At 66.5% G+C, this 22,307-nt stretch carries 23 protein-coding genes; 2 read left to right on the top strand and 21 right to left on the bottom strand.

Features of this window, described 5'->3' with window-relative positions; genetic code table 11:
• Nucleotide 1: 1 nt before the first annotated feature.
• The 12 genes from CH278_RS13450 to rpe form a co-directional block, all read right to left on the bottom strand.
• On the bottom strand, nt 2-1,213 hold the full coding sequence (locus CH278_RS13450; RefSeq protein WP_094622129.1) for a phosphoglycerate kinase: 1,212 nt from the start codon (nt 1,211-1,213) through the stop codon (nt 2-4).
• A gap of 5 nt (nt 1,214-1,218) precedes the next feature.
• Nucleotides 1,219-2,238 carry a type I glyceraldehyde-3-phosphate dehydrogenase gene (gene gap, locus CH278_RS13445; protein ID WP_008716538.1) on the bottom strand — a complete coding sequence of 340 codons (1,020 nt, stop codon included), beginning with the start codon at nt 2,236-2,238 and terminating at the stop codon, nt 1,219-1,221.
• A gap of 121 nt (nt 2,239-2,359) precedes the next feature.
• Nucleotides 2,360-3,343 (bottom strand): DNA-binding protein WhiA, encoded by a 984-nt coding sequence (gene whiA, locus CH278_RS13440; protein WP_027497005.1) that lies wholly within the window; start codon nt 3,341-3,343, stop codon nt 2,360-2,362.
• On the bottom strand, nt 3,334-4,362 hold the full coding sequence (locus tag CH278_RS13435; protein WP_094622128.1) for a gluconeogenesis factor YvcK family protein: 1,029 nt from the start codon (nt 4,360-4,362) through the stop codon (nt 3,334-3,336). Before CH278_RS13435 ends, whiA begins: the two co-directional genes overlap by 10 nt.
• Nucleotides 4,359-5,225 carry an RNase adapter RapZ gene (rapZ, locus tag CH278_RS13430; RefSeq protein WP_094622219.1) on the bottom strand — a complete coding sequence of 289 codons (867 nt, stop codon included), beginning with the start codon at nt 5,223-5,225 and terminating at the stop codon, nt 4,359-4,361. Before rapZ ends, CH278_RS13435 begins: the two co-directional genes overlap by 4 nt.
• Before the next feature lie 86 nt (nt 5,226-5,311).
• The gene (gene uvrC, locus CH278_RS13425; protein WP_048318514.1) at nt 5,312-7,405 is read right to left on the bottom strand and encodes an excinuclease ABC subunit UvrC; all 2,094 of its coding nucleotides are present in this window, start codon (nt 7,403-7,405) and stop codon (nt 5,312-5,314) included.
• Between the two features lie 80 nt (nt 7,406-7,485).
• The gene (locus CH278_RS13420; RefSeq protein WP_027497001.1) at nt 7,486-7,959 is read right to left on the bottom strand and encodes a PH domain-containing protein; all 474 of its coding nucleotides are present in this window, start codon (nt 7,957-7,959) and stop codon (nt 7,486-7,488) included.
• Nucleotides 7,956-8,453 carry a 6,7-dimethyl-8-ribityllumazine synthase gene (ribH, locus tag CH278_RS13415; RefSeq protein WP_027497000.1) on the bottom strand — a complete coding sequence of 166 codons (498 nt, stop codon included), beginning with the start codon at nt 8,451-8,453 and terminating at the stop codon, nt 7,956-7,958. Before ribH ends, CH278_RS13420 begins: the two co-directional genes overlap by 4 nt.
• A complete protein-coding gene (locus tag CH278_RS13410) occupies nt 8,450-9,748 on the bottom strand; it encodes a bifunctional 3,4-dihydroxy-2-butanone-4-phosphate synthase/GTP cyclohydrolase II (RefSeq protein WP_052054728.1) in 1,299 nt (432 codons plus the stop codon). Before CH278_RS13410 ends, ribH begins: the two co-directional genes overlap by 4 nt.
• 87 nt (nt 9,749-9,835) lie before the next feature.
• Nucleotides 9,836-10,447, bottom strand: coding sequence for a riboflavin synthase (locus CH278_RS13405; RefSeq protein WP_027496999.1), 612 nt, complete (start codon nt 10,445-10,447; stop codon nt 9,836-9,838).
• Complete coding sequence (ribD, locus tag CH278_RS13400) at nt 10,448-11,440, bottom strand: bifunctional diaminohydroxyphosphoribosylaminopyrimidine deaminase/5-amino-6-(5-phosphoribosylamino)uracil reductase RibD (protein WP_094622218.1); 993 nt, start codon at nt 11,438-11,440, stop codon at nt 10,448-10,450.
• Nucleotides 11,441-11,478: 38 nt separating this feature from the next.
• A complete protein-coding gene (rpe, locus tag CH278_RS13395) occupies nt 11,479-12,153 on the bottom strand; it encodes a ribulose-phosphate 3-epimerase (RefSeq protein WP_094622127.1) in 675 nt (224 codons plus the stop codon).
• Between the two features lie 36 nt (nt 12,154-12,189).
• Here rpe and CH278_RS13390 point away from each other — a divergent pair, with 36 nt between their 5' ends.
• A complete protein-coding gene (locus CH278_RS13390; RefSeq protein ID WP_094622126.1) occupies nt 12,190-12,579 on the top strand; it encodes an MmcQ/YjbR family DNA-binding protein in 390 nt (129 codons plus the stop codon).
• Here CH278_RS13390 and CH278_RS13385 read toward each other — a convergent pair whose 3' ends face one another.
• From CH278_RS13385 to CH278_RS28240, 3 genes are all read right to left on the bottom strand, one after another.
• Nucleotides 12,580-14,049 carry an RsmB/NOP family class I SAM-dependent RNA methyltransferase gene (locus tag CH278_RS13385; RefSeq protein WP_094622125.1) on the bottom strand — a complete coding sequence of 490 codons (1,470 nt, stop codon included), beginning with the start codon at nt 14,047-14,049 and terminating at the stop codon, nt 12,580-12,582.
• Nucleotides 14,046-14,969, bottom strand: coding sequence for a methionyl-tRNA formyltransferase (gene fmt, locus CH278_RS13380; RefSeq protein WP_094622124.1), 924 nt, complete (start codon nt 14,967-14,969; stop codon nt 14,046-14,048). The genes CH278_RS13385 and fmt overlap by 4 nt, the downstream gene beginning before the upstream one ends.
• Before the next feature lie 87 nt (nt 14,970-15,056).
• Nucleotides 15,057-15,476, bottom strand: coding sequence for a PadR family transcriptional regulator (locus CH278_RS28240; protein WP_373557326.1), 420 nt, complete (start codon nt 15,474-15,476; stop codon nt 15,057-15,059).
• On the opposite strand from CH278_RS28240, the gene CH278_RS28235 reads away from it, so the two are divergent.
• Nucleotides 15,471-15,893 (top strand): hypothetical protein, encoded by a 423-nt coding sequence (locus tag CH278_RS28235; protein WP_032388418.1) that lies wholly within the window; start codon nt 15,471-15,473, stop codon nt 15,891-15,893. The two genes, CH278_RS28240 and CH278_RS28235, sit on opposite strands and share 6 nt — an antisense overlap.
• Before the next feature lie 97 nt (nt 15,894-15,990).
• Here CH278_RS28235 and CH278_RS13370 read toward each other — a convergent pair whose 3' ends face one another.
• The 6 genes from CH278_RS13370 to mihF all read right to left on the bottom strand — a co-directional run bounded on the left by CH278_RS13370 (nt 15,991) and on the right by mihF (nt 22,102).
• On the bottom strand, nt 15,991-17,958 hold the full coding sequence (locus tag CH278_RS13370) for a primosomal protein N' (RefSeq protein WP_179274573.1): 1,968 nt from the start codon (nt 17,956-17,958) through the stop codon (nt 15,991-15,993).
• A gap of 156 nt (nt 17,959-18,114) precedes the next feature.
• Nucleotides 18,115-19,329 (bottom strand): methionine adenosyltransferase, encoded by a 1,215-nt coding sequence (metK, locus tag CH278_RS13365; protein WP_032365746.1) that lies wholly within the window; start codon nt 19,327-19,329, stop codon nt 18,115-18,117.
• A gap of 180 nt (nt 19,330-19,509) precedes the next feature.
• The gene (gene coaBC, locus CH278_RS13360; protein WP_032391445.1) at nt 19,510-20,763 is read right to left on the bottom strand and encodes a bifunctional phosphopantothenoylcysteine decarboxylase/phosphopantothenate--cysteine ligase CoaBC; all 1,254 of its coding nucleotides are present in this window, start codon (nt 20,761-20,763) and stop codon (nt 19,510-19,512) included.
• 23 nt (nt 20,764-20,786) lie between these two features.
• Nucleotides 20,787-21,092, bottom strand: coding sequence for a DNA-directed RNA polymerase subunit omega (rpoZ, locus tag CH278_RS13355; protein WP_008716576.1), 306 nt, complete (start codon nt 21,090-21,092; stop codon nt 20,787-20,789).
• A gap of 72 nt (nt 21,093-21,164) precedes the next feature.
• Entirely contained in the window at nt 21,165-21,776 is a 612-nt protein-coding gene (gene gmk / locus CH278_RS13350) for a guanylate kinase (protein ID WP_032365744.1), read from the bottom strand.
• A gap of 5 nt (nt 21,777-21,781) precedes the next feature.
• Entirely contained in the window at nt 21,782-22,102 is a 321-nt protein-coding gene (mihF, locus tag CH278_RS13345; RefSeq protein ID WP_027496987.1) for an integration host factor, actinobacterial type, read from the bottom strand.
• Nucleotides 22,103-22,307: the final 205 nt, after the last annotated feature.

Below are 22,307 nucleotides of genomic sequence, written 5' to 3'. Positions count from 1 at the left end.
GTTACGCCTCCAGGACGGATAGACCGGGCAGCTGCTTGCCCTCGAGGTATTCGAGGGATGCACCGCCACCGGTGGAGATGTGCGAGAAGCCGTCGTCGGGCAGCCCGAGGGTGCGTACCGCAGCCGCGGAATCACCGCCACCGACCACGCTGAACGCGCCCTTCTCGGTGGCTCCGATGATCGCCTCCGCGATGCCCTTCGTACCGGCCGAGAACTTGTCGAACTCGAAGACGCCTGCAGGTCCGTTCCAGAAGATCGTCTTCGCATTGGACAGCACGACGGCGAAACGACTGACCGAGTCCGGTCCGATGTCCAGACCCATCCAGCCGTCCGGAATTTCGGACGCCTTGACGGTCTTGGACTCGGCGTCCGCCGCGAACTTGTCTCCGACGACGATGTCGACCGGAAGATGGATCACGTCGCCGAAGCGCTCGAGCAGGTCCTTGCAGACCCCGATCTGATCCTCCTGCAACAGCGAGTTACCGACCGAATAACCCTGTGCGGCAAGGAAAGTGAACGCCATGCCGCCGCCGATGACGAGGGTGTCGACCTTGGGAGCCAACGCCTCGATGACGCCGAGCTTGTCCGAGACCTTGGAGCCGCCGAGCACCACCGCGTACGGACGAGCCGCATCCTCGGTCAGCTTGGCCAACACCTCGACCTCGGCCGCGACGAGTGTGCCCGCGTAATGCGGAAGCATCTGCGCCACGTCGTAGACCGACGCCTGCTTGCGGTGCACGACGCCGAATCCGTCGGAGACGAATGCCGCATCGTCGCCGGCCAGAGCAACGAGCTCACGAGCCAGAGCGGCACGCTCGGACTCGTCCTTGCTGGTCTCACGCGGATCGAAGCGGATGTTCTCGAGCAGCAGTACGTCGCCGTCGGTCAGGCCCTCGGCGCGTGCCTCGGCGTCCTGACCCACAACGTCTCCCGCGAGCTGGACGTGCCGGCCGAGCAGTTCGCCGAGCTTGGCAGCGACCGGAGCCAGACTGTACTTCGCATCGGGCTTGCCGTCGGGGCGACCGAGGTGAGCGGTGACGATGACCTTCGCTCCGGCTTCGACCAGTGCACGAAGGGTCGGAATCGACGCCTGGATGCGGCCGGGGTCGGTGATCGTGCCGTCCTCGAGCGGGACGTTGAAGTCCGATCGCACGAGGACGCCACGTCCTTCGACACCGGCATCGAGCAGATCCTGCAGTGTCTTGACAGCCATCGGTGTCAGAGGGACTTGCCGACGAGACCGATGAGGTCGGCGAGGCGGTTGGAGTAGCCCCACTCGTTGTCGTACCAGGAGACGATCTTCACCTGGTCGTCGATGACCTTGGTCAGCGGCGCGTCGAAGATCGACGAGTGCGGATCGGTCACGATGTCCGAGGACACGATGGGATCGGTGTTGTACTTCAGGATGCCCTTCAGCGGGCCCTCCGCGGCAGCCTTCATCGCGGCGTTGATGTCCTCAGCGCTGGCCTTCTTCTTCAGCAGAGCCGTCAGGTCGGTGACCGAGCCGGTGGGGATCGGCACCCGAAGTGCGTAGCCGTCGAGCTTGCCGAGCAGCTGCGGGAGAACCAGGCCGATGGCCTTGGCTGCACCGGTACCGGTGGGGACGACGTTCAGCGCTGCGGCACGTGCACGACGCAGATCGCTGTGCGGGCCGTCCTGCAGGTTCTGATCCTGCGTGTACGCGTGAATGGTCGTCATGAGACCCGAGACGATGCCGAACTCGTCGTCGAGAACCTTGGCGATGGGGCCGAGGCAGTTGGTGGTGCACGACGCGTTGGAGATGATGTTCTGGCTGCCGTCGTACTTGTCGTCGTTGACGCCCATGACGATGGTGATGTCCTCGCCCTTGGCGGGCGCGGAGATGATGACCTTCTTGGCACCGGCGTCGATGTGACCCTGAGCCTTCGCAGCGTCGGTGAAGATGCCGGTGGACTCGACGACGACGTCGACGCCCAGGTCACCCCACGGAAGTGCGGACGGTCCCTCACGCAGCGACAGAGCCTTGATCTTCTGGCCGCCGACGACGATGGTGTCTTCGCCTTCGAGCGAGACGTCGTGCGGCAAGCGGCCCAGGATCGAGTCGTACTTGAGCAGGTGTGCGAGCGATGCGTTGTCGGTCAGGTCGTTGACAGCAACGATTTCGATGTCGGTGGTACCGAGCGCCTTCTGCGCGTCGACAGCCCTGAAGAAGTTACGCCCGATGCGGCCGAAGCCGTTGACGCCTACCCGGATCGTCACTGTTCGCTCCTAAAAGTTGTGAAAACAGATGTCTGGTCGTGCCTGCATGCGGGGTGCCACACGCGGTTCCTACCCTAGTGTGCGCTCCGGCGGAGCGCGCGCATCACTCGATCGAGGCGCTCTACGCCTCGTCGAGCAGCTCCGCGGTGACCGCCGACTCGGTGTCGGGTATCCCGGTCTCCTTCGCCTTCCGATCGGCCATGGAGAGCAGGCGCCGGATCCGACCGGCCACCGCATCCTTGGTCATCGGCGGATCGGCCAACTGACCGAGTTCCTCCAGTGAGGCCTGGCGGTGCTGGACCCGCAGCGAACCTGCCGCAGCGAGATGATCGGGTACGTCGTCGCCGAGAATGTGCAGAGCCCGCTCGACGCGAGCGGCGGCCGCAACCGCGGCCCGAGCGGACCGGCGCAGGTTGGCGTCGTCGAAGTTGGCCAGACGGTTGGCGGTGGCCCGCACCTCGCGGCGCATCCGGCGCTCCTCCCACACCAACCGGGTGTCCTGAGCGCCCATGCGCGTGAGCAACGCTCCGATTGCTTCGCCGTCTCGTACGACGACTCGATCGGTGCCGCGCACCTCACGTGCCTTGGCTGCCACGCCGAGGCGCCGAGCGGCACCGACGAGGGCGAGCGCTGCTTCGGGCCCGGGGCAGCTGATCTCGAGCGCGGACGACCGGCCCGGCTCGGTGAGCGAGCCGTGGGCGAGAAACGCGCCGCGCCACGCGGCCTCGGAGTCGCCGACCGTGCCGCCCACGACCTGAGCGGGCAGGCCACGCACGGGACGTCCACGGAGGTCGAGCAGCCCGGTCTGGCGGGCCAGAGCCTCACCGTCCTTGGCCACGCGCACCACGTACCGAGACGTCTTGCGCAGGCCTCCGGCACTGAGCATGTGGACATCCGAGGAGTAGCCGTACAGCTCGAAGATCTCGCGTCGCAGCCGCCGTGCGATGGAGCCGAGATCCACCTCGGCCTCCACCACCACTCGACCCGCGACGATGTGCAACCCGCCGGCGAAACGCAGCAGGGCGGACACCTCGGCCTTGCGGCAGCTGACCTGACTGACGGTGAGCCTGCTCAGCTCGTCCTTGACCTCCGCTGTCATGGCCACGAAGTGATCCCCTCTCTGCGCGCCGCTGTCGGTGCCGAGCCGTCGGTGGACGACACGATGGCTCCGAGAGCAGCAGCCAGCTTTCCGTAATGATGTGCGTGAGTGCCGGTTTCGGCCACGTCGACGTAGACGACCCCAGCGCCGAGCCGGGCAGCGGCGCGCGCCACGTGCTCGCGGTTGCTGCCCTCCGGGACCGAGGCGGAATCGACCAACACGTGGTCGATTCCCAAATCAGGTGCGTGTTGGGAGAGTACGTGGACATGGCGCTCGGCGGAGAATCCGGTGGTCTCCCCCAGCTCCGGTGCCAGGTTGAGTACGAGCACCTTGGGCGCACTCGTGCGCGCCAATGCAGCGAGCTGATCGGGCACCAGAACGTGGGGAATGACACTCGAGAACCACGATCCTGGCCCGAGCACGACCAGGTCCGCCGCGGCGATGGCGGTCAGCGCCGCCGGCGTCGCAGGCGGATCCGGTGGCAACAGCCGCACGCGTCGAACCTTGCCGGGCGTCGTGGCGACGGCGACCTGACCACGAATGACGCGACTCACGCGTGGGTCGTCCTCGAGGCCGGACACATCGGCCTCGATGTCGAGCGCAATCGGTGACATCGGCAGCACTCGTCCGTCGATACCGAGCATGTGCACCATCTCGTCGAGGGCAGCTATCGGGTCGCCGAGTACTTCGGTGAGCCCGGCGAGAACCAGATTGCCCACCGAGTGGCCGGCCAAGGCGCCGGTGCCCCCGAATCGGTGCTGAATGACGTCGGTCCACAGCTGGGTCCTGGCGTCCGAGCGCGCCAGGGCAGCCAGCGCCATCCGCAGATCGCCGGGCGGGATGACGCCGAGTTCTGCCCGCAGACGACCCGAGGACCCGCCGTCGTCCGCGACCGTCACGACTGCAGTGACATCGCTGCTGAGCAGCCGAGCTGCCGACAGCGTCGCGTACAAACCATGGCCGCCGCCCAGCGCGACGATCTTGGGACCCGAACCCGATACCGGACGGTGCGGAGTATCGCTCATTCGCGGCCCAGATCACGGTGCAGGACGCGGACCGATACGTCCCCCTGTTCGGCGAGAATACCGGCCAGGGCCTCCGTCATCGCGACGCTTCGGTGCTTTCCTCCGGTGCAGCCCACGGCCACCGTCATGTATCGCTTGCCTTCCCGCACGTATCCCTCGATGGTCAGATTCAACAGGTGCGCGTACGTCTGCAGGTAGTCGTGCGCCCCGTTCTGTCCGAGGACGTAGTCGCGAACATCCGCGTCCTGACCGGTGTGTTCGCGCAGTTCGGGAACCCAGTGGGGATTGGGCAGAAAACGCACGTCGCAGACCAGGTCGGCATCCATCGGTAGCCCGTACTTGAAGCCGAAGGACTGGACCGTCACGCCGACGCCGACAGTGTCGGCGGCCCCGAAGACCGTTTCGATCTTGCGCCGAAGCTGGTGCACCGACAACGAGGTCGTGTCGACAGTCAGGTCGGCGGCCGCCTTGACCTGCGCGAGCCGTAGACGCTCGGCGGTGATCCCCTCGGTCAGAGTTCCGTCCTGGCCGTCGTTCTGCAACGGGTGACTGCGCCGATTCGATTCGAACCGCTGGACCAGCACGGCGTCGGACGCATCCAGGAACAGCACGCGATTGCGCACACCCTTGGAGTCGAGTTCCTTGACCACCCAGCCCAGATCGCCGGTGAACAGGCGGCTGCGCACGTCCATCACCAAGGCGAGACGCTCGATGCGGGGCTGCGACTCCAGCCCGAGATCGACCATCTTGGAAATGAGCTCGGGCGGCAGGTTGTCGGCCACGTACCAACCCAGATCTTCGAGAATCTTGGCGGCCGTGCGCAACCCGGCGCCGGACACGCCCGTGACCAATGCCACTTCGATGCCGTCGTGCGGCGAGTCGGCTCGCTCGTCGGGGTTTCCGGGGTGCGGCTCGGACGGTGGGTGTGCCTGTGTCTGGTGTTCGCTCACTACGAAGCCTGTCCCGCCGATTCCACACGCGGTTCGATCGCATGGTCGGCCGTGTTCTCGCCCGGTGTCGTTGCCGTTGCGCTGCCATCATCGCCTACATCGGCCCCGCTCGGGTCGGAACCCAATGCGGCCAGCACCGACTTGGCGGTGGTCGCGCCGATTCCGGGGACCTCGACGATCTCTTCGACCGTTGCCTTCTTGAGATTTGCCACCGATCCGAAATGCGCCACGAGCGCGGTTCTCCTCGACTCGCCGAGCCCGCGCACCGAGTCGAGGGCCGACGCAGTCATACGGCGTGATCGCTTGCTTCGATGGAAGGTGATGGCAAATCGGTGCGCCTCGTCGCGCACTCGCTGCAGGAGATACAGAGATTCACTCGTGCGCGGCAGGATCACCGGATCCTCCTCCCCCGGTACCCACACTTCTTCCAGTCGTTTGGCGAGCCCGACGACGGCGACGTCGGTGACACCGAGTTCGTCCAGCACTGCTGCGGCCGCTGCGACCTGTGGTGCACCGCCGTCGACGACGAACAGGTTGGGCGGATAAGCGAACCTGCGTGGCCTCCCGGTTTGGGGATCGAGCGCGGCTTCGGGAGCCAGATCGCCGCCGCTGCCGACAGCGTTGGCTCCGTCTGCAGAATGACGAAGGAAACGACGCCGGGTCACCTCGGCGATGCTGGCGACGTCGTCGGAATGCCCGTCGCCTGCCGCTTCCTTGATCGCGTAGTGGCGGTAGTCGCTCTTGCGCGGCAATCCGTCCTCGAACACGACCAGTGACGCGACCACATCGGTGCCCTGCACGTGCGAGATATCGATGCATTCGATTCTCAGCGGTGCCGAATCCAGATCGAGCGCCTCCTGAATGCCTTGCAGCGCAGCAGATCTCGATGTGAAATCACCCGCACGCTTCAGCTTGTGCTGCTGCAGAGCCTCTTTGGCGTTGCGTTCGACGGTCTCGGCCAGTGCCTTCTTGTCGCCGCGCTGCGGAACCCGCAAAGTGACATTGGATCCACGCAACTCGCTGAGCCACACCTGCACTTCGTCGGCGTTGTCCGGTAACACCGGCACCAGTACCTCACGCGGAACCGCGTTGGACCCGCCGTCATCGCCGCCCGGGGTCTGCGCGGACAACGCAGCCTGTTCGCCGTAGAACTGGGTGAGGAACTGTTCGACGAGGGCGGGGAGGTCGGCCTCGTCCTGCCGTTCGATCACCTCACCCGCCTTCTCGACCACCCACCCGCGCTGTCCCCGTACGCGGCCACCGCGGACGTGGAAGACCTGAACGGCGGCTTCGAGGGCGTCGGTGGCGAATGCGACCAGATCTGCGTCGGTACCGTCACCGAGCACCACGGCCTGCTTCTCCAACGCCCGACGCAGCGCGCCCACGTCGTCACGTAACCGTGCCGCGGTCTCGAAGTCGAGATCCTCCGAGGCCGCCTGCATCTTCTTCTCGAGCTGTCGCACGAGTTTGTCGGTCTTGCCGGCCAGGAAGTCGCAGAAGTCCTCGACGGTACTGCGGTGTTCTTCGGCACTGACGCGTCCCACGCACGGCGCCGAGCACTTGTCGATGTACCCGAGCAGGCAGGGGCGACCGATCTGGTTGTGCCGCTTGAAGACTCCGGTCGAGCACGTTCGTGCCGGGAACACGCGCAGCAGCAGGTCGAGCGTCTCGCGAATGGCCCACGCATGAGCGTAGGGACCGAAGTAGCGCACGCCCTTACGGCGGGGTCCGCGGTACACGAACAGGCGTGGGAATTCCTCGTTCATCGTCACCGCGAGCATCGGGTAGCTCTTGTCGTCGCGGTAGCGGACATTGAACCGTGGATCGAATTCCTTGATCCAGTTGTACTCGAGCTGCAGTGCCTCGACTTCGGTGGTGACCACCGTCCACTCCACGGACGCCGCGGTGGTGACCATCTGCCGGGTCCTCGGATGCAGCGAGGCCACGTCGGCGAAGTAGGAATTGAGGCGACTGCGCAGGCTCTTGGCCTTGCCTACGTAGACGACGCGACCGTGCGGATCGCGGAATTTGTACACGCCCGGTTCCACCGGGATGGTTCCGGTGGCCGGACGATAGGTAGCGGGGTCGGACACGCCTTCCACGTTAGCGGTCGGGTCCGACGTTCTCCGCATCTCCAGCTCAGCAGCGGTGCACGAGAGCGTGCGGCAGAGAGTCAGTCCTGATCGACGCGAGCGGGCGCGTACTCGCGCTCGAGCGCACGGAACTTTCGAACGGCCGCGACGGCGTGCTCACGATCGTTGGACTGGATGGCCATCACATTGATGAACTCGTCATCGGGGATGTCGACCCTGGCCCACATCGCCCCGTCGGGAAATGACAGGCCGCGCACGAGGTCCCACTCGATCATCCGCTCCGAGAACACGTTTCGGACCGCCACACCTGCCGGACCGACGCGAATGCGCGGGCGGGTGAGCAGCAGAGCCAGGCCCGCCAGCAACACGCCTATTCCCGCCATCGCCAGCTGATCGGCGGTCCTGAAGTAGACCCCGGTCGGCGACACCCGAAGCAGCACCGCGACAGTCGAGTGAGCGACGACGAGCAACACCGCGGCAGCGATCGCGTACCGGGCCGACTTACGGGACTTCACTTCCATGTCCCATTCGGACGGGGATTCGTCGCGCGTCATTGGAAGTCCTGATTCGTCCACGGCTGCCGGAGGTGCTTGAGGGTCAGGGCCGTGTCGATGGCGGCCGCGGTGGCCTGCCCACCCTTGTCCTCGAACGAGTCGGGCAGACCGGCGCGATCGAGCGCCTGCTGCTCGTCGTTGGTGGTCAGCACCCCGTTGGTGACCGGAGTGCCCTCGTCGAGCGATACCCGTGTCAGGCCGGCTGTGACGGCATCGCAGACGTACTCGAAGTGCGGTGTGCCGCCGCGGATGACCACGCCGAGAGCGACGACGGCATCGTGGGTGCGAGCCAGGGCCTGGGCGACTACGGGTAGTTCGATGGCTCCGGCGACGCGTATGACCGTGACGTCGCGTACCCCGGCGGACTCGGCTTTGCGGAGCGCACCGGCGAGCAGCGCCTCGGAGACCGTCCGATGCCACTGACCGGCCACGACAGCCAACTTCAGATCACTCGCGCCTGCGAGCTGCAGGGTGGGTTCGCCGTCGCCGCTCATGGGTTGACCCCGTTCTCGCGTGCAGGAGTGGAGCCTGCGGGGTGTGCGGGGTCATTTTGCTCGAAGTCGTCCAGGCCGACCAGGTCGTGGCCCATGCGGTCGCGTTTGGTGCGCAGGTAGGTCAGGTTCTCGGCGTTGGCGCGCAACGGCATCGGCACCCGCTCGGTGACGTGCAGGCCGTAGCCGTCGAGCCCGACTCGTTTGGCCGGATTGTTGGTGAGCAGGCGCATGGACGAGACCCCGAGGTCGACGAGGATCTGGGCACCGATTCCGTAGTCGCGGGAGTCTGCGGGCAGACCGAGCTGCAGGTTGGCGTCGACGGTGTCCGAGCCTGCGTCCTGGAGTTGGTAGGCCTGGAGTTTGTGCAGCAGGCCGATTCCGCGTCCTTCGTGTCCTCGCATGTACAGCACGATTCCCCGGTCCTCGGCCGCCACCATTTCGAGGGCGGCGTCGAGCTGTGGGCCGCAGTCGCAGCGCAGCGATCCGAAGACGTCGCCGGTGAGGCATTCGGAGTGCACCCGGACCAGCACGTCGCTGCCGTCGGCGTCGGGGCCGGAGATGTCGCCGCGCACCAGCGCGACGTGTTCGACCTCGTCGTAGATGCTCTGGTAGCCGACGGCCCGGAACGTGCCGTGGCTGGTGGGGATTCGCGCGTCGGCGACGCGGACGACGTGCTTCTCGTGCTTACGGCGCCACGCGATCAGATCGGCGATCGAGATCAGTGCGAGGTCGTGTTCGTCGGCGAACACCCGCAGCTCGTCGGTCTGCGCCATCGCTCCCTCGTCCTTCTGGCTGACGATCTCGCAGATGACTCCGGCCGGGCGGAGGTCGGCCATGCGGGCGAGGTCGACGGCCGCCTCGGTGTGGCCGGGGCGGCGCAGTACGCCGCCTTCCTTGGCACGCAACGGGACGACATGGCCGGGGCGGGTGAAATCGTTCGCACCGGTGTCGGGGTCCGCGAGCAGGCGCATCGTGGCTGCTCGGTCGGAGGCGGAGATACCGGTTCCGATACCTTCTCGCGCGTCGACGGTGACGGTGTACGCCGTTCCGTGCTTGTCCTGGTTGGTGGCGAACATCGGCGGCAGGCCGAGTCGGTCGCAATCCTCACCGGACAACGGGACACAGAGGTAGCCCGAGGTGTAACGGACCATGAAGGCAACCAGTTCGGGGGTGGCCTTCTCGGCGGCGAAGATGAGGTCGCCTTCGTTCTCGCGGTCCTCGTCGTCGACGACCACCACTGCTTTGCCCGCAGCGATGTCCGCAACTGCGCGCTCGATACTGTCGAACCTGGTCACGAAAGTGCGCTCCATAGGTCTCGGGCCTGGCTCAGCGCCCTGGAAATGTCTCCGATGCACCGTTACCTGCGTGCACTTCAACAGTACTTACTGTGCGTCGATCGCCTGCAGCCGCTCCACGTACTTGGCGATGACGTCGACTTCGAGGTTGACCGGTGAACCCACCTCGGCCGTGCCGAGTGTGGTCAGGTCGAGGGTGGTGGGGATCAGCGAGATCTCGAACCAGTGCCCGCCGTCGTCGACTCCGAGCCCGGACACGGTGAGCGAGACACCGTCGACCGTGATGGATCCTTTCTCGACGACGTAGCGCGCTACCGACGTGGGCATCGTGATGCGCACGACGGTCCAGTTCTCGGACGGGCTGCGTCCGGCTACCGTGCCGGTTCCGTCGACGTGTCCTTGGACGAGGTGCCCGCCGAGCCTGCTACCGAGTGCCGCTGCGCGTTCGAGGTTGACGCGACTGCCGACATCCAGAGCGCCGAGGCTCGATCGGTTCAACGTCTCCTGCATGACGTCGGCGGTGAATCCGCCGTCGGGAAGTACTTCGACGACGGTCAGACACACTCCGTTCACCGCGATGGAATCCCCGTGGCCGGCATCGGAGGTCACCACCGGGCCCCGGACGGTGAAGCGAGCGGCGTCGGGCAGTTCGTCCTTGGCCACGATCTCGCCCAGCTCTTCGACGATTCCGGTGAACATCTACTTCGCTCCTTCGGGCACGACACTCAGAAGAACGTCGTTGCCGATCATGGTGACTGTCTCCGTGCGGAACCGAATTGCGTCGGCAATTGTTCCGATTCCCGCATTCTCCACCGCGGCGGGGCCGGTGCCCAACACCGCGGGTGCGAGGTAGGCGACGACGCGGTCCACGAGACCGGCGGCGAGGAACGCGCCGGCCATAGTCGGGCCACCTTCTATCTGGATGTCGGTGTGGTCGCCGAGTGCCTCGATCACCGCAGCCGGGTCGTGTGTGTCGAGAAACACCGTCGTGGCCTCCGGACCGCGGATCGCGGCGGTGGCCGGTATCGGCCTCGATCCGACGACGACTCGGACCGGCTGATGCGGTGCCAGGGTGCCGTCGGCGCGACGGGCGGTCAACCGTGGATCGTCGGCCAGCACGGTCCCGGTTCCGACGACGATGGCGTCGAGCTTGGCCCGTTCGGCGTGCACGTGCGCCCGCGCCTCGGGTCCGGTGATCCATTGACTCGTTCCGTCGGCAGCCGCGCTGCGTCCGTCGAGCGTCGCGGCGTATTTCCAGGTGACGTGCGGCCGTCCGGTGCGTTGTTTGTGCAGCCAGGCCCGCAGTGGCCCCTGCTGTACCTCGCGCGTCCCCACTCCCTGTTCGACGCGAATCCCGGCGTTCCGCAGCGCGTCTGCCCCGCCGAACGCGAGCGGGTTCGGATCCGCTACCGCGAACACGACCGACGCGACCCCGGCTGCGACGAGGGCCTGCGAGCACGGTCCGGTGCGGCCCGTGTGGTTGCACGGCTCGAGTGTCACCACCGCGGTGCCGCCGCGCGCACGGTCGCCGGCTTCGGTGAGTGCGACGATCTCGGCGTGCGGGCCGCCGGGTGGACGGGTGGAGCCGGTGCCCACGACGACGCCGCGGGCGTCGAGGATCACGGCACCGACCGCGGGGTTGGGGCTGCTGATGCCCCGAGCGGCCTCGGACGCGTCGACGGCCAGAGCCATCGCCTCGACGACCGACACGGCCGAGCCCGGGGCGTCGGTCACGACAGGTGGTGCGATGCGCGGGCGGCCCGGCCGCGGAGATCACGCACTGCGGCGGCGGGATCGGCGGTGTTGTACACGGCCGAACCGGCCACGAAGCAATCGATCCCGGCCTCGGCGGCCTGCTCGATGGTGTCGGAGGTGATGCCGCCGTCGATCTCGACCACCAAGCGTAGATCTCCGGAATCGACAAGTGCCCGAACAGCTTTGGCTTTGGACAGTACTTCGGGCATGAACGACTGCCCGCCGAAACCGGGCTCCACACTCATCACCAGCAGAGTGTCGAAGTCGCGCAGAATCTCGAGGTAGGGCTCGATCGGGGTACCCGGCTTCACCGACAGGCCGGCTTTCGCACCGGCGGCCCTGATGTCGCGCGCCACGGCGGTGGGGTCATCCGTTGCTTCGGCGTGGAACGTGACGTTGTATGCCCCGGCCTCGGCGTACGGCGGGGCCCAGCGCGCCGGATCCTCGATCATCAAGTGGCAATCGAGGGGAATGCTCGTTGCTTTGAGCAGACTCTCGACCACCGGTAGTCCGAGGGTGAGATTGGGGACGAAGTGTGCGTCCATGACGTCGACGTGGAGCCAATCGGCCCCCGCGACGGCATCGGCTTCGGCGGCGAGGCGCGCGAAATCGGCGGACAGAATCGAGGGAGCGATCATCGGGGAAACCACGACTGGTGAGCCTAGTCGAGCCGGTATCGTGCCGACATGGCCACCATGGACTCCGCGGGCGCCGTCCTTGCCGAATTGCCCGAAGTCACCGAAAGCGTTCGGTACGGGAATCCCGCCTGGGGCATAGGCAAGCACGTGTTCGCGTGGGTACGACCGTTCAGCAAGGCCGACCTGAAACGATTCGGCGACGAGACCCCGCCCGCCGGACCGATCCTGGCCGTCAGGACTGCCGACTTGCACGAGAAGGAAGCCATCCTCGCCGCACATCCGCGGTCGTGCTTCACGATCCCGCACTTCGACGGGTTCTCTGCCGTTCTGATCGACATCGACAACGCCGAGTACGACGAACTGCGCGAACTCCTCGTCGACGGGTGGCTGGTGTACGCACCGGCAGACGTGGCCGAGGCGTTCCTGGCCGGAGGGTGATCAGACCGGCTTGCGCAGCGCCGCCATGAACATCGCGTCGGTACCGTGCCGATGTGGCCACAGTTGCACCGACGGGCCGTCGCCCAGTTGCGGTACGCCCGGCACGAGCGCGCGGGTGTCGAGCTGTTCGACGCCGTATCGGCGTACGGCGTCTGCAACGACGGCCGCTGTTTCGGACAGATGCGGCGAGCACGTCGAGTACAGCACCACCCCGCCGGGCCGGACCAGATCGATCGCTGCCGCCAGCAATTCCTTCTGCAGGGTGACCAATGCCGCCACGTCGGACGGTTGGCGACGCCACCGCGCTTCGGGGCGACGACGCAGCGCTCCGAGACCGGTGCACGGCGCGTCGACGAGCACGCGGTCGTAACCCGCGTCGAGTCCGGACTCGCGGCCGTCGACGATGTGCACCGTCACCGGTAGGTCCTTGGTGGTCTTGGACACGAGGTCGGCGCGGTGCGGGGTCGGTTCGACGGCGTCGACCCGTGCACCGTCGATCTCCGCCAGGGTGCCGAGCAGGGCGGCCTTGCCGCCCGGACCGGCGCACAGGTCCAACCATCTGCCACTGTCGTCGCCGAGCAACGGTGCCAACGTCAGCGCGCGGCCGACGAGCTGACTGCCCTCGTCCTGGACTCCGGCCAGTCCGTCCCGGACAGCATCGAGCTTGCCGGGGTCGCCGCCGTCGAGGTGAACCGCGTACGGCGAATAGGGACCTTCCTCTCCCCCGGTGATCAGCGCCAATTCTTCGGCGGAAATCTCTCCCGGTCGCGCGACGAGGTGGACCGAGGGACGCGCGTCGTCCGCCTCGAGGACCGCGGCGAGTTCGCCGGCATCGGCTCCGAGCGCATCGGCGAAGGCCTGCGCAATCCATTTGGGATGGGCGTATTCGAATGCCAGGTGACCGACCGGATCCGCCGTCGTCGCCGGTGCCAGCTCGTCGACCCACTGCGTTGCGGTTCGCTCGGACACTCGTCGCAGCACAGCATTGACGAAACCTGCCTTGCCGGAACCGAATTCGGAGCGGGCGAGGTCCACCGACGTGGCGACGGCTGCATGCGGGGCAACCCGGGTGCGCAGCAACTGATAGGCCCCGAGCCGAAGGATGTCGAGCAGTGGTCCGTCGATCTCTGCTGCAGGCCGCCCGGCCGCGTGCGCGATCACGGCGTCGAGCACACCACGCGCGCGAGATGCGCCGTAGGCGAGTTCGGTGGCCAGCGCGGCATCGCGAGAGTCCAACTTGCGCTCGCGGAGCAAACCGGGCAGCACCAGGTTCGCGTAAGCATCGCGCTCCCGCACCGCTTTGAGCACGTCTCTGGCCGCACGCCGTGCCGGATCGATCGCGTCGACCGCACGGGGTCCGGTGCCCTGCGGCGGCCGGTTCCCTTTGGGTCCACGTGCCCCCGGTGACTTCTTGACGTACTTGCGGGGCTGGCTCGACTCGCGCTTACGAGGCCTGTCGGGCTCTGTCATCGTGCCACCGCCGTATCGTCCAGCCGAGCGCCGCGCGCCCAGTCGAGTGCCCTCATGACCTTCTTGCCCTGAGGTTGAATATCACCGAGAACGACTGCGCCGGTTCCGGTTCCGATGTGTACACCGGTCTTGCGTACGTCGATTGCTCCCGGCTCCAACGTGTCCGGCGACAGTTGAACAGGAGCGATCTTGACGCGGAGATCACCGATGGTCGTCCACGCTCCCGGGGCCGGGGTGACGGATCTGATGTGTCGGTCGACGAATGCCGCGGATCGCGTCCAGTCGATGCGCGCGGCATCGACTGTCACTTTGCTTGCGTAGGACACACCGTCCTCGGATTGCGGTAGCGCTGCCGCCGTTCCGTCCTCGATCGCGTCCAACGTCGCGGCGAGCAAGTGGGCTCCGCTCGACGCCAGACGCCCGAGCAGATCACCCGTGGTGTCGGAATCCCGAATCCGTTCGGTGGTGACGCCGAGTACCGGACCGGTGTCCATCCCGACGTCGAGAAGGAACGTCGATGCTCCTGTGACGTCGTCGCCCGCGGCGATCGCGGCCTGTACCGGTGCCGCGCCACGCCACGCGGGCAACAGTGAGAAGTGCAGATTGATCCAGCCGTACCGAGGTATGTCGAGTACCTGTTGCGGCAACAACGCGCCGTACGCAACGACCGGGCACACGTCGGGGGCGAGGTCGGTCAGCGCCGCCACGAACTCCGGGTCCGACGGCCTCGCGGGAGTGAGCACCGGGATGCCGTGCTCGTCCGCCAACACTCCGACGGGCGAGCGCACGGTCTTGCGTCCACGGCCGGCTGCGGCATCGGGCCGGGTGACCACGGCGATCACCTCGTGCCGTTCGGACTCCAACAGTCGCGCGAGTGACGGGACCGCAGGTTCCGGTGTTCCGGCGAAGACGACGCGCACTGAAGGCAACTCCCTGGGATGGACGAAACGATGTCGGTTGTCCATCCTAGGGAGTCACGGCAGCGTGCGACGATTCCGCACCGACGATCACGTCGCGTCGGTGCTGTCGGAACTGCCGGAAGCGTCCTCCGCGAGGATGCGATACAGCGATCGGCGTGCCTCGATGAGCACCTCGGCTGCCTGGTCGACCTGACGCACGGTTCCGACTCCGGCCACCTGACCGGCCGCTCCCATCAATTGTCCGATCAGTGCCCGAAGATCACGCGCATCGATGCCGACGGAATCGGCTACGTCGTCCCAAGGACTGCCGAGATCTGCTCGATGGTCGTCGACATGACGCCTGCCCTCGGCCGTCAGTGCTGCCGTCTTCCGGCCGGCCACCTTGTCGATCAGCACCAAGCCCTCGTCTTCGAGCTGCGACAGGGCCGGGTATATCGATCCCGGACTCGGCTTCCAGGTTCCGTTGCTCTTCTCGGCGATCTGCTGGATGAGTTCGTAACCGTGCATCGGCCGGTCCTCGAGCAGCAGGAGGATCGCAGCGCGGACATCGCCACGTCGGCCCCGACCGCCTCGGCCCCGACCACGACCGAAGTCGGCATTCGGCCCGAAACCGCCGGCCCCGACACCACCGGGCCACATACCGTCACGCCCCCGCCCGACAGGACCTCCCCGACGTCTGCCGTGTTCTCCGTGACCTCTCCTTCCCCGACCTCTCTCGTGTCGTTCTCCGCCGTCTGGTTCTCCGTCTTCTGCCGGGCCGTGCTCGTCGTCCTGCGCAACCCACATCTGGAACGGCGCGCCACGTCGGCGCGGGTCTCCGTGCCGATTGCCTGCGAGTCCCATCCGGGGACCTCCGCGGCGTCCGAATTCGTGTGCAAAGCCTTCGAATGCGTAGTTCATCTCGTTCTCCTTCGTATCGATTGAACAAGTCGACGATATATCGGCAATAGAACTTTGACAAGGCCTTGAGGTTGCCTCTCTATCTGGACGACGGGAACGCGACAGGACAGAGAAACCCCCATCACCCGATCCGAATGGGATCGATCTGAATCCGTACGCCCGCGCCGAGCTTCTTGGCGCTTCGGGACGCCTGCGCAGTCGACAGCGCTCGCGCCAGCGCTGCTCCGGTGCTTCGCGGAACCCGGATCAGGAGCCGCTGAACGTCTCCGGACAACCCGTCCTCGCCGCTACCCGCCGGTGCGCGTTGACCGTCCGGGAGATCGACGGGACCCAGGACCTCGACCGTCTCGGGTAGATCTGCACTGTCGACCAACGCTGTTATCGCGTCGGTGGTCCCGTCGATCGCCGCCACGTGAACGGCCGGTGGAAACCGAACCTCGACTCGTTCGTCCAGCTGACTGCGCGCGTGCCACAGCGGATCCCAGCGCACCAGGGCCTGGACGGTGGGGATCTCGGACTCGGCCACCACGACCACACGTCCCCCAGCCGACCCGGGCCGAACCATCGACGCAGCCGTCATCCAGCGGCGCAGTGTCTCCTCTGCCGCACGCAGATCCGCCCGGCCCAGCAGCGCCCAACCGTCGAGCAGCAGCGCGGCGCCGTATCCGCCGTCCACGGTCGGCTCGGCACCGACGGTCGACACCACGAGCGAGCCACCGGGGCGCACGGTATCGAGCACGGTGGCCCCACCGGAATTGTGTATCGGCACGCCGGGGAAGGCGCGGCCGAGCTCCTCGGCCGTGCGTCCAGCTCCGATCACCACTGCGCGCAAGTTGCGCGACCCGCAGACCGTGCAGCGGTGTGCGGCATCAGCGATTCCGCACCAGGAACACGTCGGGCTGCCCGCGCCGTCGCTGCCCGGAGCCGAGGGCAGGGCCAGCGGACCGTTGCAGCGTCGACACCGAGCCGGATGGCGGCACTTCGCACACGCCAGCGACGGAACATAACCGGCGCGTGGAACCTGAACCAGCACAGGGGTATCCGCTTTCAGCGCCGCTCGTGCGGCCTCGAAAGCGATCGCCGGTAGCCGCGCGACCCGGGCTGCCGGATCCCGAGCGAGCGCGTGGTCCGAGTCGGCCAGCGCGACCACATGAGGTTGCCGTTCACGCACCAGCTCACGTGGGGCGACCAGGTCGTGGGCCCAGCCGGAATCGACGAGGGCCTCGGCCTCGGCCGTCCGGGAGTGTCCGCCGACGACGACCGCGGCTCCCGACACGTGCGCGCGGAGCAACGCCACCTCACGTGCATGCGGATACGGTGAGCGTGGTTCGGCGAAACTGTCGTCGCCGTCGTCCCAGATTGCGATCAGGCCGAGGTTCGACACGGGCGCGAACACCGAACTGCGTGTGCCCACCACGACAACGGGGCCCGACCTCAGACAGCGCAACCACTGCCGGTACCGCTTGGCCGGTCCCAAACCGGCCGACAGCGCCACCACACGGTCGGCCCCAACTGCCGCAGCGCATGCACCCTCCAGACGATCGAGATCCCGTTGGTCGGGCACCACGACCACTGCGGACCGTCCGCTCCCCACTGTGATGGCAGCCAATTCGGCCAATCGAGCGGGCCACACCTCGCCGGGTAAGGCCTGCCACACCGCACGCGGAACACGGTGCTCGCCCAGGGCATCGAGGAAATTGGAGCCATGGGTATACGCCGCCCAGCCCGTGCGATCGACGACCGGCTCTGCTGCCTCGTCGACGACCGGAGGGGGCTCTGCCTCGACCCGTGCGTGGCGAGCCGGAACCGCCAGACGCAGCACATCCGCTCGCGTTCCTGCGTAGCGATCGGCAACCGCCGACACCAACTCGGCGATCTCGGGAGTCAGTACGCGCTCGGCGGACACGACCCGGTCGAGCCAGCCGAGACGACCGGGATGGTCGGTCTCGGCCAGCCTGGCGAGTACGAACCCGTCGACGAGCCGGCCGGCAAAACGAACGCGCACCCGCACACCGGGCTGGGCATCGTCGCTGGCGTCCTCGGGAACGAGGTAATCGAACTCGCGGTCGAGGTGCGGCAGCGGAAGCATCGGAAGAATGCGCGCGATCGGCAGATCGGTTGCCGCTACCGGCGTCACACCAGCCACCGCACCTCCTTCTCGATCGTCACCCCACACTCGCCGTGGGAGCACCGAGCCGGTGCGAACAGGGTACGTGCGGCAGCATCGCTGCCGGAGTGGAGGGACCTACAGTCCTGCCGCATCCCGGAGCTTGTCGGCGCGATCGGTGGATTCCCACGGAAGATCGATGTCGGTACGTCCGAAGTGACCGTACGCGGCCGTCTGCGCGTAGATCGGGCGCAGCAGGTCGAGGTCGCGGATGATGGCACCGGGACGGAGGTCGAAGACCTCGCTGATCGCCGCCTGAATACGCGCGGGATCGGTCTTCTCGGTGCCGAACGTCTCGACGAACAGACCGACCGGTGCTGCCTTGCCGATCGCATAGGCCACCTGCACCTCGATGCGGTCGGCCAGACCGGCTGCGACTGCATTCTTGGCGACCCACCTCATTGCGTATGCGGCGCTGCGGTCGACCTTCGACGGGTCCTTGCCCGAAAATGCTCCGCCGCCGTGCCGAGCCATGCCGCCGTACGTGTCGACGATGATCTTTCGGCCGGTCAGACCGGCGTCTCCCATCGGACCACCGAGCACGAACTTTCCGGTGGGATTGACCAGCAACCGGACGTTCGAGGTGTCGAGAGTCGGTACGTCCAGCTCTGCGAGTACCGAGCCCAGAACCTTCTCGCGGATGTCGGGAGTGAGCAGGTTGTCGAGGTCGATGTCTGCTGCATGCTGCGTCGAGATCACGACGGTATCGAGTCGAACGGCGTCGTCCCCGTCGTACTCGATGGTGACCTGAGTCTTGCCGTCCGGACGCAGATACGGCAGCACACCGCTCTTGCGAACCTCGGTCAGTCTCCGAGAAAGCCTGTGTGCCAACGCAATCGGCAGCGGCATGAACTCGGGTGTATCGGTGTTGGCGTAGCCGAACATCAATCCTTGGTCGCCGGCACCCTGACGGTCGATCTCGTCGTCGGACAATCCCTCGACGCGGGCCTCGTGCGAATGGTCGACGCCCTGCGCGATCTCGGGTGATTGCGCGCCGATGGCGACGTTCACACCACAGGAGTTTCCGTCGAATCCCTTGGCGGACGAGTCGTACCCGATCTCGAGCACCTTCTCGCGCACGATCTTCGGGATGTCGGCGTAGGCGGTGGTGTTCACCTCACCTGCGACGTGGACCTGGCCCGTGGTGACGAGCGTCTCCACCGCCACTCGGGCTCGCGGATCCTCGGTGAGAAGAGCGTCGAGGATGGAATCGCTGATGGCGTCACAGATCTTGTCTGGATGACCTTCTGTAACGGACTCGCTGGTGAAAAGCCGACTACCGGACTTGCTCACGGACTTCCTCTCGACGCATGTTCTTGCCCGACCCGACGGCTGATGCCGGCCGAGCACTCCACGAAAATTGATGTTCCCTCGGTGTTATCGCCCCTGTGGGAGCCACGCAAACCTTTACGGCGCTGTCGCCCTGGTACCCAGAACGCTAGCTGCTACGACATCGATCGTGCACCCTCGACATCAGCGGGTATCCGAAGTGGGCCGCGGATCACGGGAGCGAAGCATCTGGGCGACCGAATCCAACACCCTGCTGGCGAGCAGAGCTTTCGAGCCCTCCCCCAGCGCGGCCTCGGAGCCGTCGGACCCCAACAACCAGCCGTCGTTGTGGTCGACCTCGAAGGCCTTGCCGTCACCCACCGCATTGACGACGAGCAGATCGCAGCCTTTGCGTTCGAGCTTGGCTCGCGCGTAGGTGAGCACGTCACCGTCGGCGTCGCCCGTCTCGGCGGCGAATCCGACGATCACCGTCGACGATCGGACGTCTCCGCTGTGCCGAGCCGACACGAGACCGGCGAGGATGTCGTCGTTGCGGACCAGAGGGATCGACGACGGTTCGTTCGAGCCCTTCTTGATCTTGCTGCTCGCGATGGACTCGGGTCTGAAGTCGGCGACCGCAGCCGCCATCACCACTGCGTCGACGTCGGTCGCATGCGAGCGCACCGCGTCCTGCATATCGGACGCGGTCTTCACGTGGACCACATCGACCGCCGCGGGCGCCTCGAGGTCGCTGGTGTACCCGGCGATCAAGGTCACGTGGGCACCGCGCTGGGCTGCGACGCGAGCCAACGCGTACCCCTGCTTGCCGGAACTCCGATTCCCCAGAAAACGAACGGGATCGAGGGGTTCCCGCGTACCACCGGCCGAGATCAGAATTCGCCGTCCCTCGAGATCGCGCGGCATCGCGTCCGCACGTTCGGTCAGCAGCATGGCGAGAGCGAAGATCTCCTCGGGCTCGGGCAGTCGGCCCGAACCGGTGTCGCGTCCCGTCAACCGGCCGGACGCAGGCTCGATCACCTGGGTACCGCGCGATCGGAGCGTGGTGACGTTCGCAACAGTGGCCGGGTGTTCCCACATCTCCGTGTGCATGGCCGGGGCCAACACGACGGGGCACCGAGCGGTCAGCAACGTCGCGGTGAGCAGATCGTCCGCCCGCCCGCCCGCGATTCGAGCCATCAGGTCCGCGGTGGCCGGCGCGACGACGACGAGATCCGCTTCCTGCCCCAGCCGAACGTGCGGCACCTCGGGCACATCGGCGAACACGCCGGTGTGCACCGGCTGGCCGGACAATGCCTCGAATGTTGCGCGGCCGACGAATTCGAGCGCCGACGCAGTCGGAATCACTCGAACCTGATGGCCGTTCTCGGTGAACTTTCGAATGAGCGCACAACTCTTGTAGGCGGCGATACCGCCGCCTACTCCGACGACCACATGCACGTCAGGTGTCCCCTGTCGGGTTCTTATTCGCCTTCGGTGTGCTCGAGGAGGTCTGCGTGAATCTCGCGAAGCGCGATGGACAGCGGCTTTTCCTGCAGACCGGGCTCGACCAACGGTCCCACGTATTCGAGGATGCCGTCACCGAGCTGGTTGTAGTAGTCGTTGATCTGGCGTGCACGCTTTGCCGCGTAGATGACGAGGGCGTACTTCGACGAGGTGCGCGCGAGCAATTCGTCGATGGGTGGATTGGTGATGCCGAGCGGCGTGTCGTAGGCCGGCAGAGCGCTGCGTCCGTCGAAGTCGGAAACGGCCGCTGAAGTGCTGCTCACTGATGATCTCCTGAAATTGCATCGTTGGTGCTACGAACTAGCTGGTCGGGGCCTCGTGCGCCGTGAAAATGGTCAGCTGTTACCGACCGACGACCTACCGACCAACAAGGATACCAACTGTTCGCACGAATGGTCGACATCGGTATTGACAACGACCGTGTCGAACTCGTCCTGTGCCGCCAATTCCACCCTTGCCGTTTCCAACCGGCGCTCGGTGGCGGCGCTCTCCTCCGTCGCTCGACCGACCAGTCGAGAGACCAGGTCTTCCCACGTCGGCGGTGCCATGAACACCAGCAGAGCTTCCGGCTTGGACACCCGAACGGCCCGTGCCCCGGCCAGGTCGAGCTCGAGCAGCACCGGACTGCCGGCCTCCAATGCGGCATCCACTGCGGCAGCAGGAGTTCCCGACCGCTGCAGGCCGCCGTGGATACTCGCCCACTCCAACAACTCGCCGTCGGCGATCATCCGGTCGAACTCCTCGGCCGACACGAAGTGGTAGTCCTGACCGTCCACCTCGCCAGGCCGCGGCGATCGCGTCGTGACCGACACGCTGAAGACCAGCTCCGGTAGCGCCGCGCGCACGAGCCGAACGACACTGGACTTGCCGACGCCGGAAGGGCCGGACAGCACCACCAACCGGCCCCGCTTCTTCTCCGGCACGGACGTCGCCGCAGTGTCACTCACCGTCGTCAGGCCTCGAAATCGAACTTCGTCAACAGCGCTTTGCGCTGCCGATCCCCGAGTCCGCGCAGTCGACGAGTGGGCGCGATCTCCAACTCCGTCATCAGCTCCGCGGCCTTGACCTTGCCCACCTTCGGCAACGCCTCGAGCAATGCGGATACCTTCATCTTGCCGAGAATCTCGTCCGTCTCGGCGTCCTTGAGAACCTGCTTGAGGTCGGTGCCGCCGCGCTTGAGGCGCTCCTTGAGCTCGGCGCGAGCCTTGCGGGCGATAGCTGCCTTTTCGAGGGCAGCAGCGCGCTGCTCGGGGGTCAACTGGGGAAGGGCCACTGTCGGTTCCTCCGTCTTCTCGTTTCGGGGCGAGCGACCGGTCCGATCAGGATCGGTTCGCCGCTCATCGGTAGGTGCCTGCCGAGGACCATCCGTGCAGGGATTCCCGGTCGATTCGCATTGTCGTCGGCAGCGTTAGCGACCGTACCGACGACGGGCGCTCACCGCTAACCCACCCCCACACGCTCGCCGACGCGACCATGGA

This window comes from Rhodococcus sp. 05-2254-5 (assembly GCF_002258575.1).
Taxonomy (GTDB): Bacteria; Actinomycetota; Actinomycetes; order Mycobacteriales; family Mycobacteriaceae; genus Rhodococcoides; species Rhodococcoides fascians.
The sequence above is the reverse complement of the archived record's forward strand: the minus strand, read 5'-3'. Positions and strand labels throughout refer to the sequence as shown.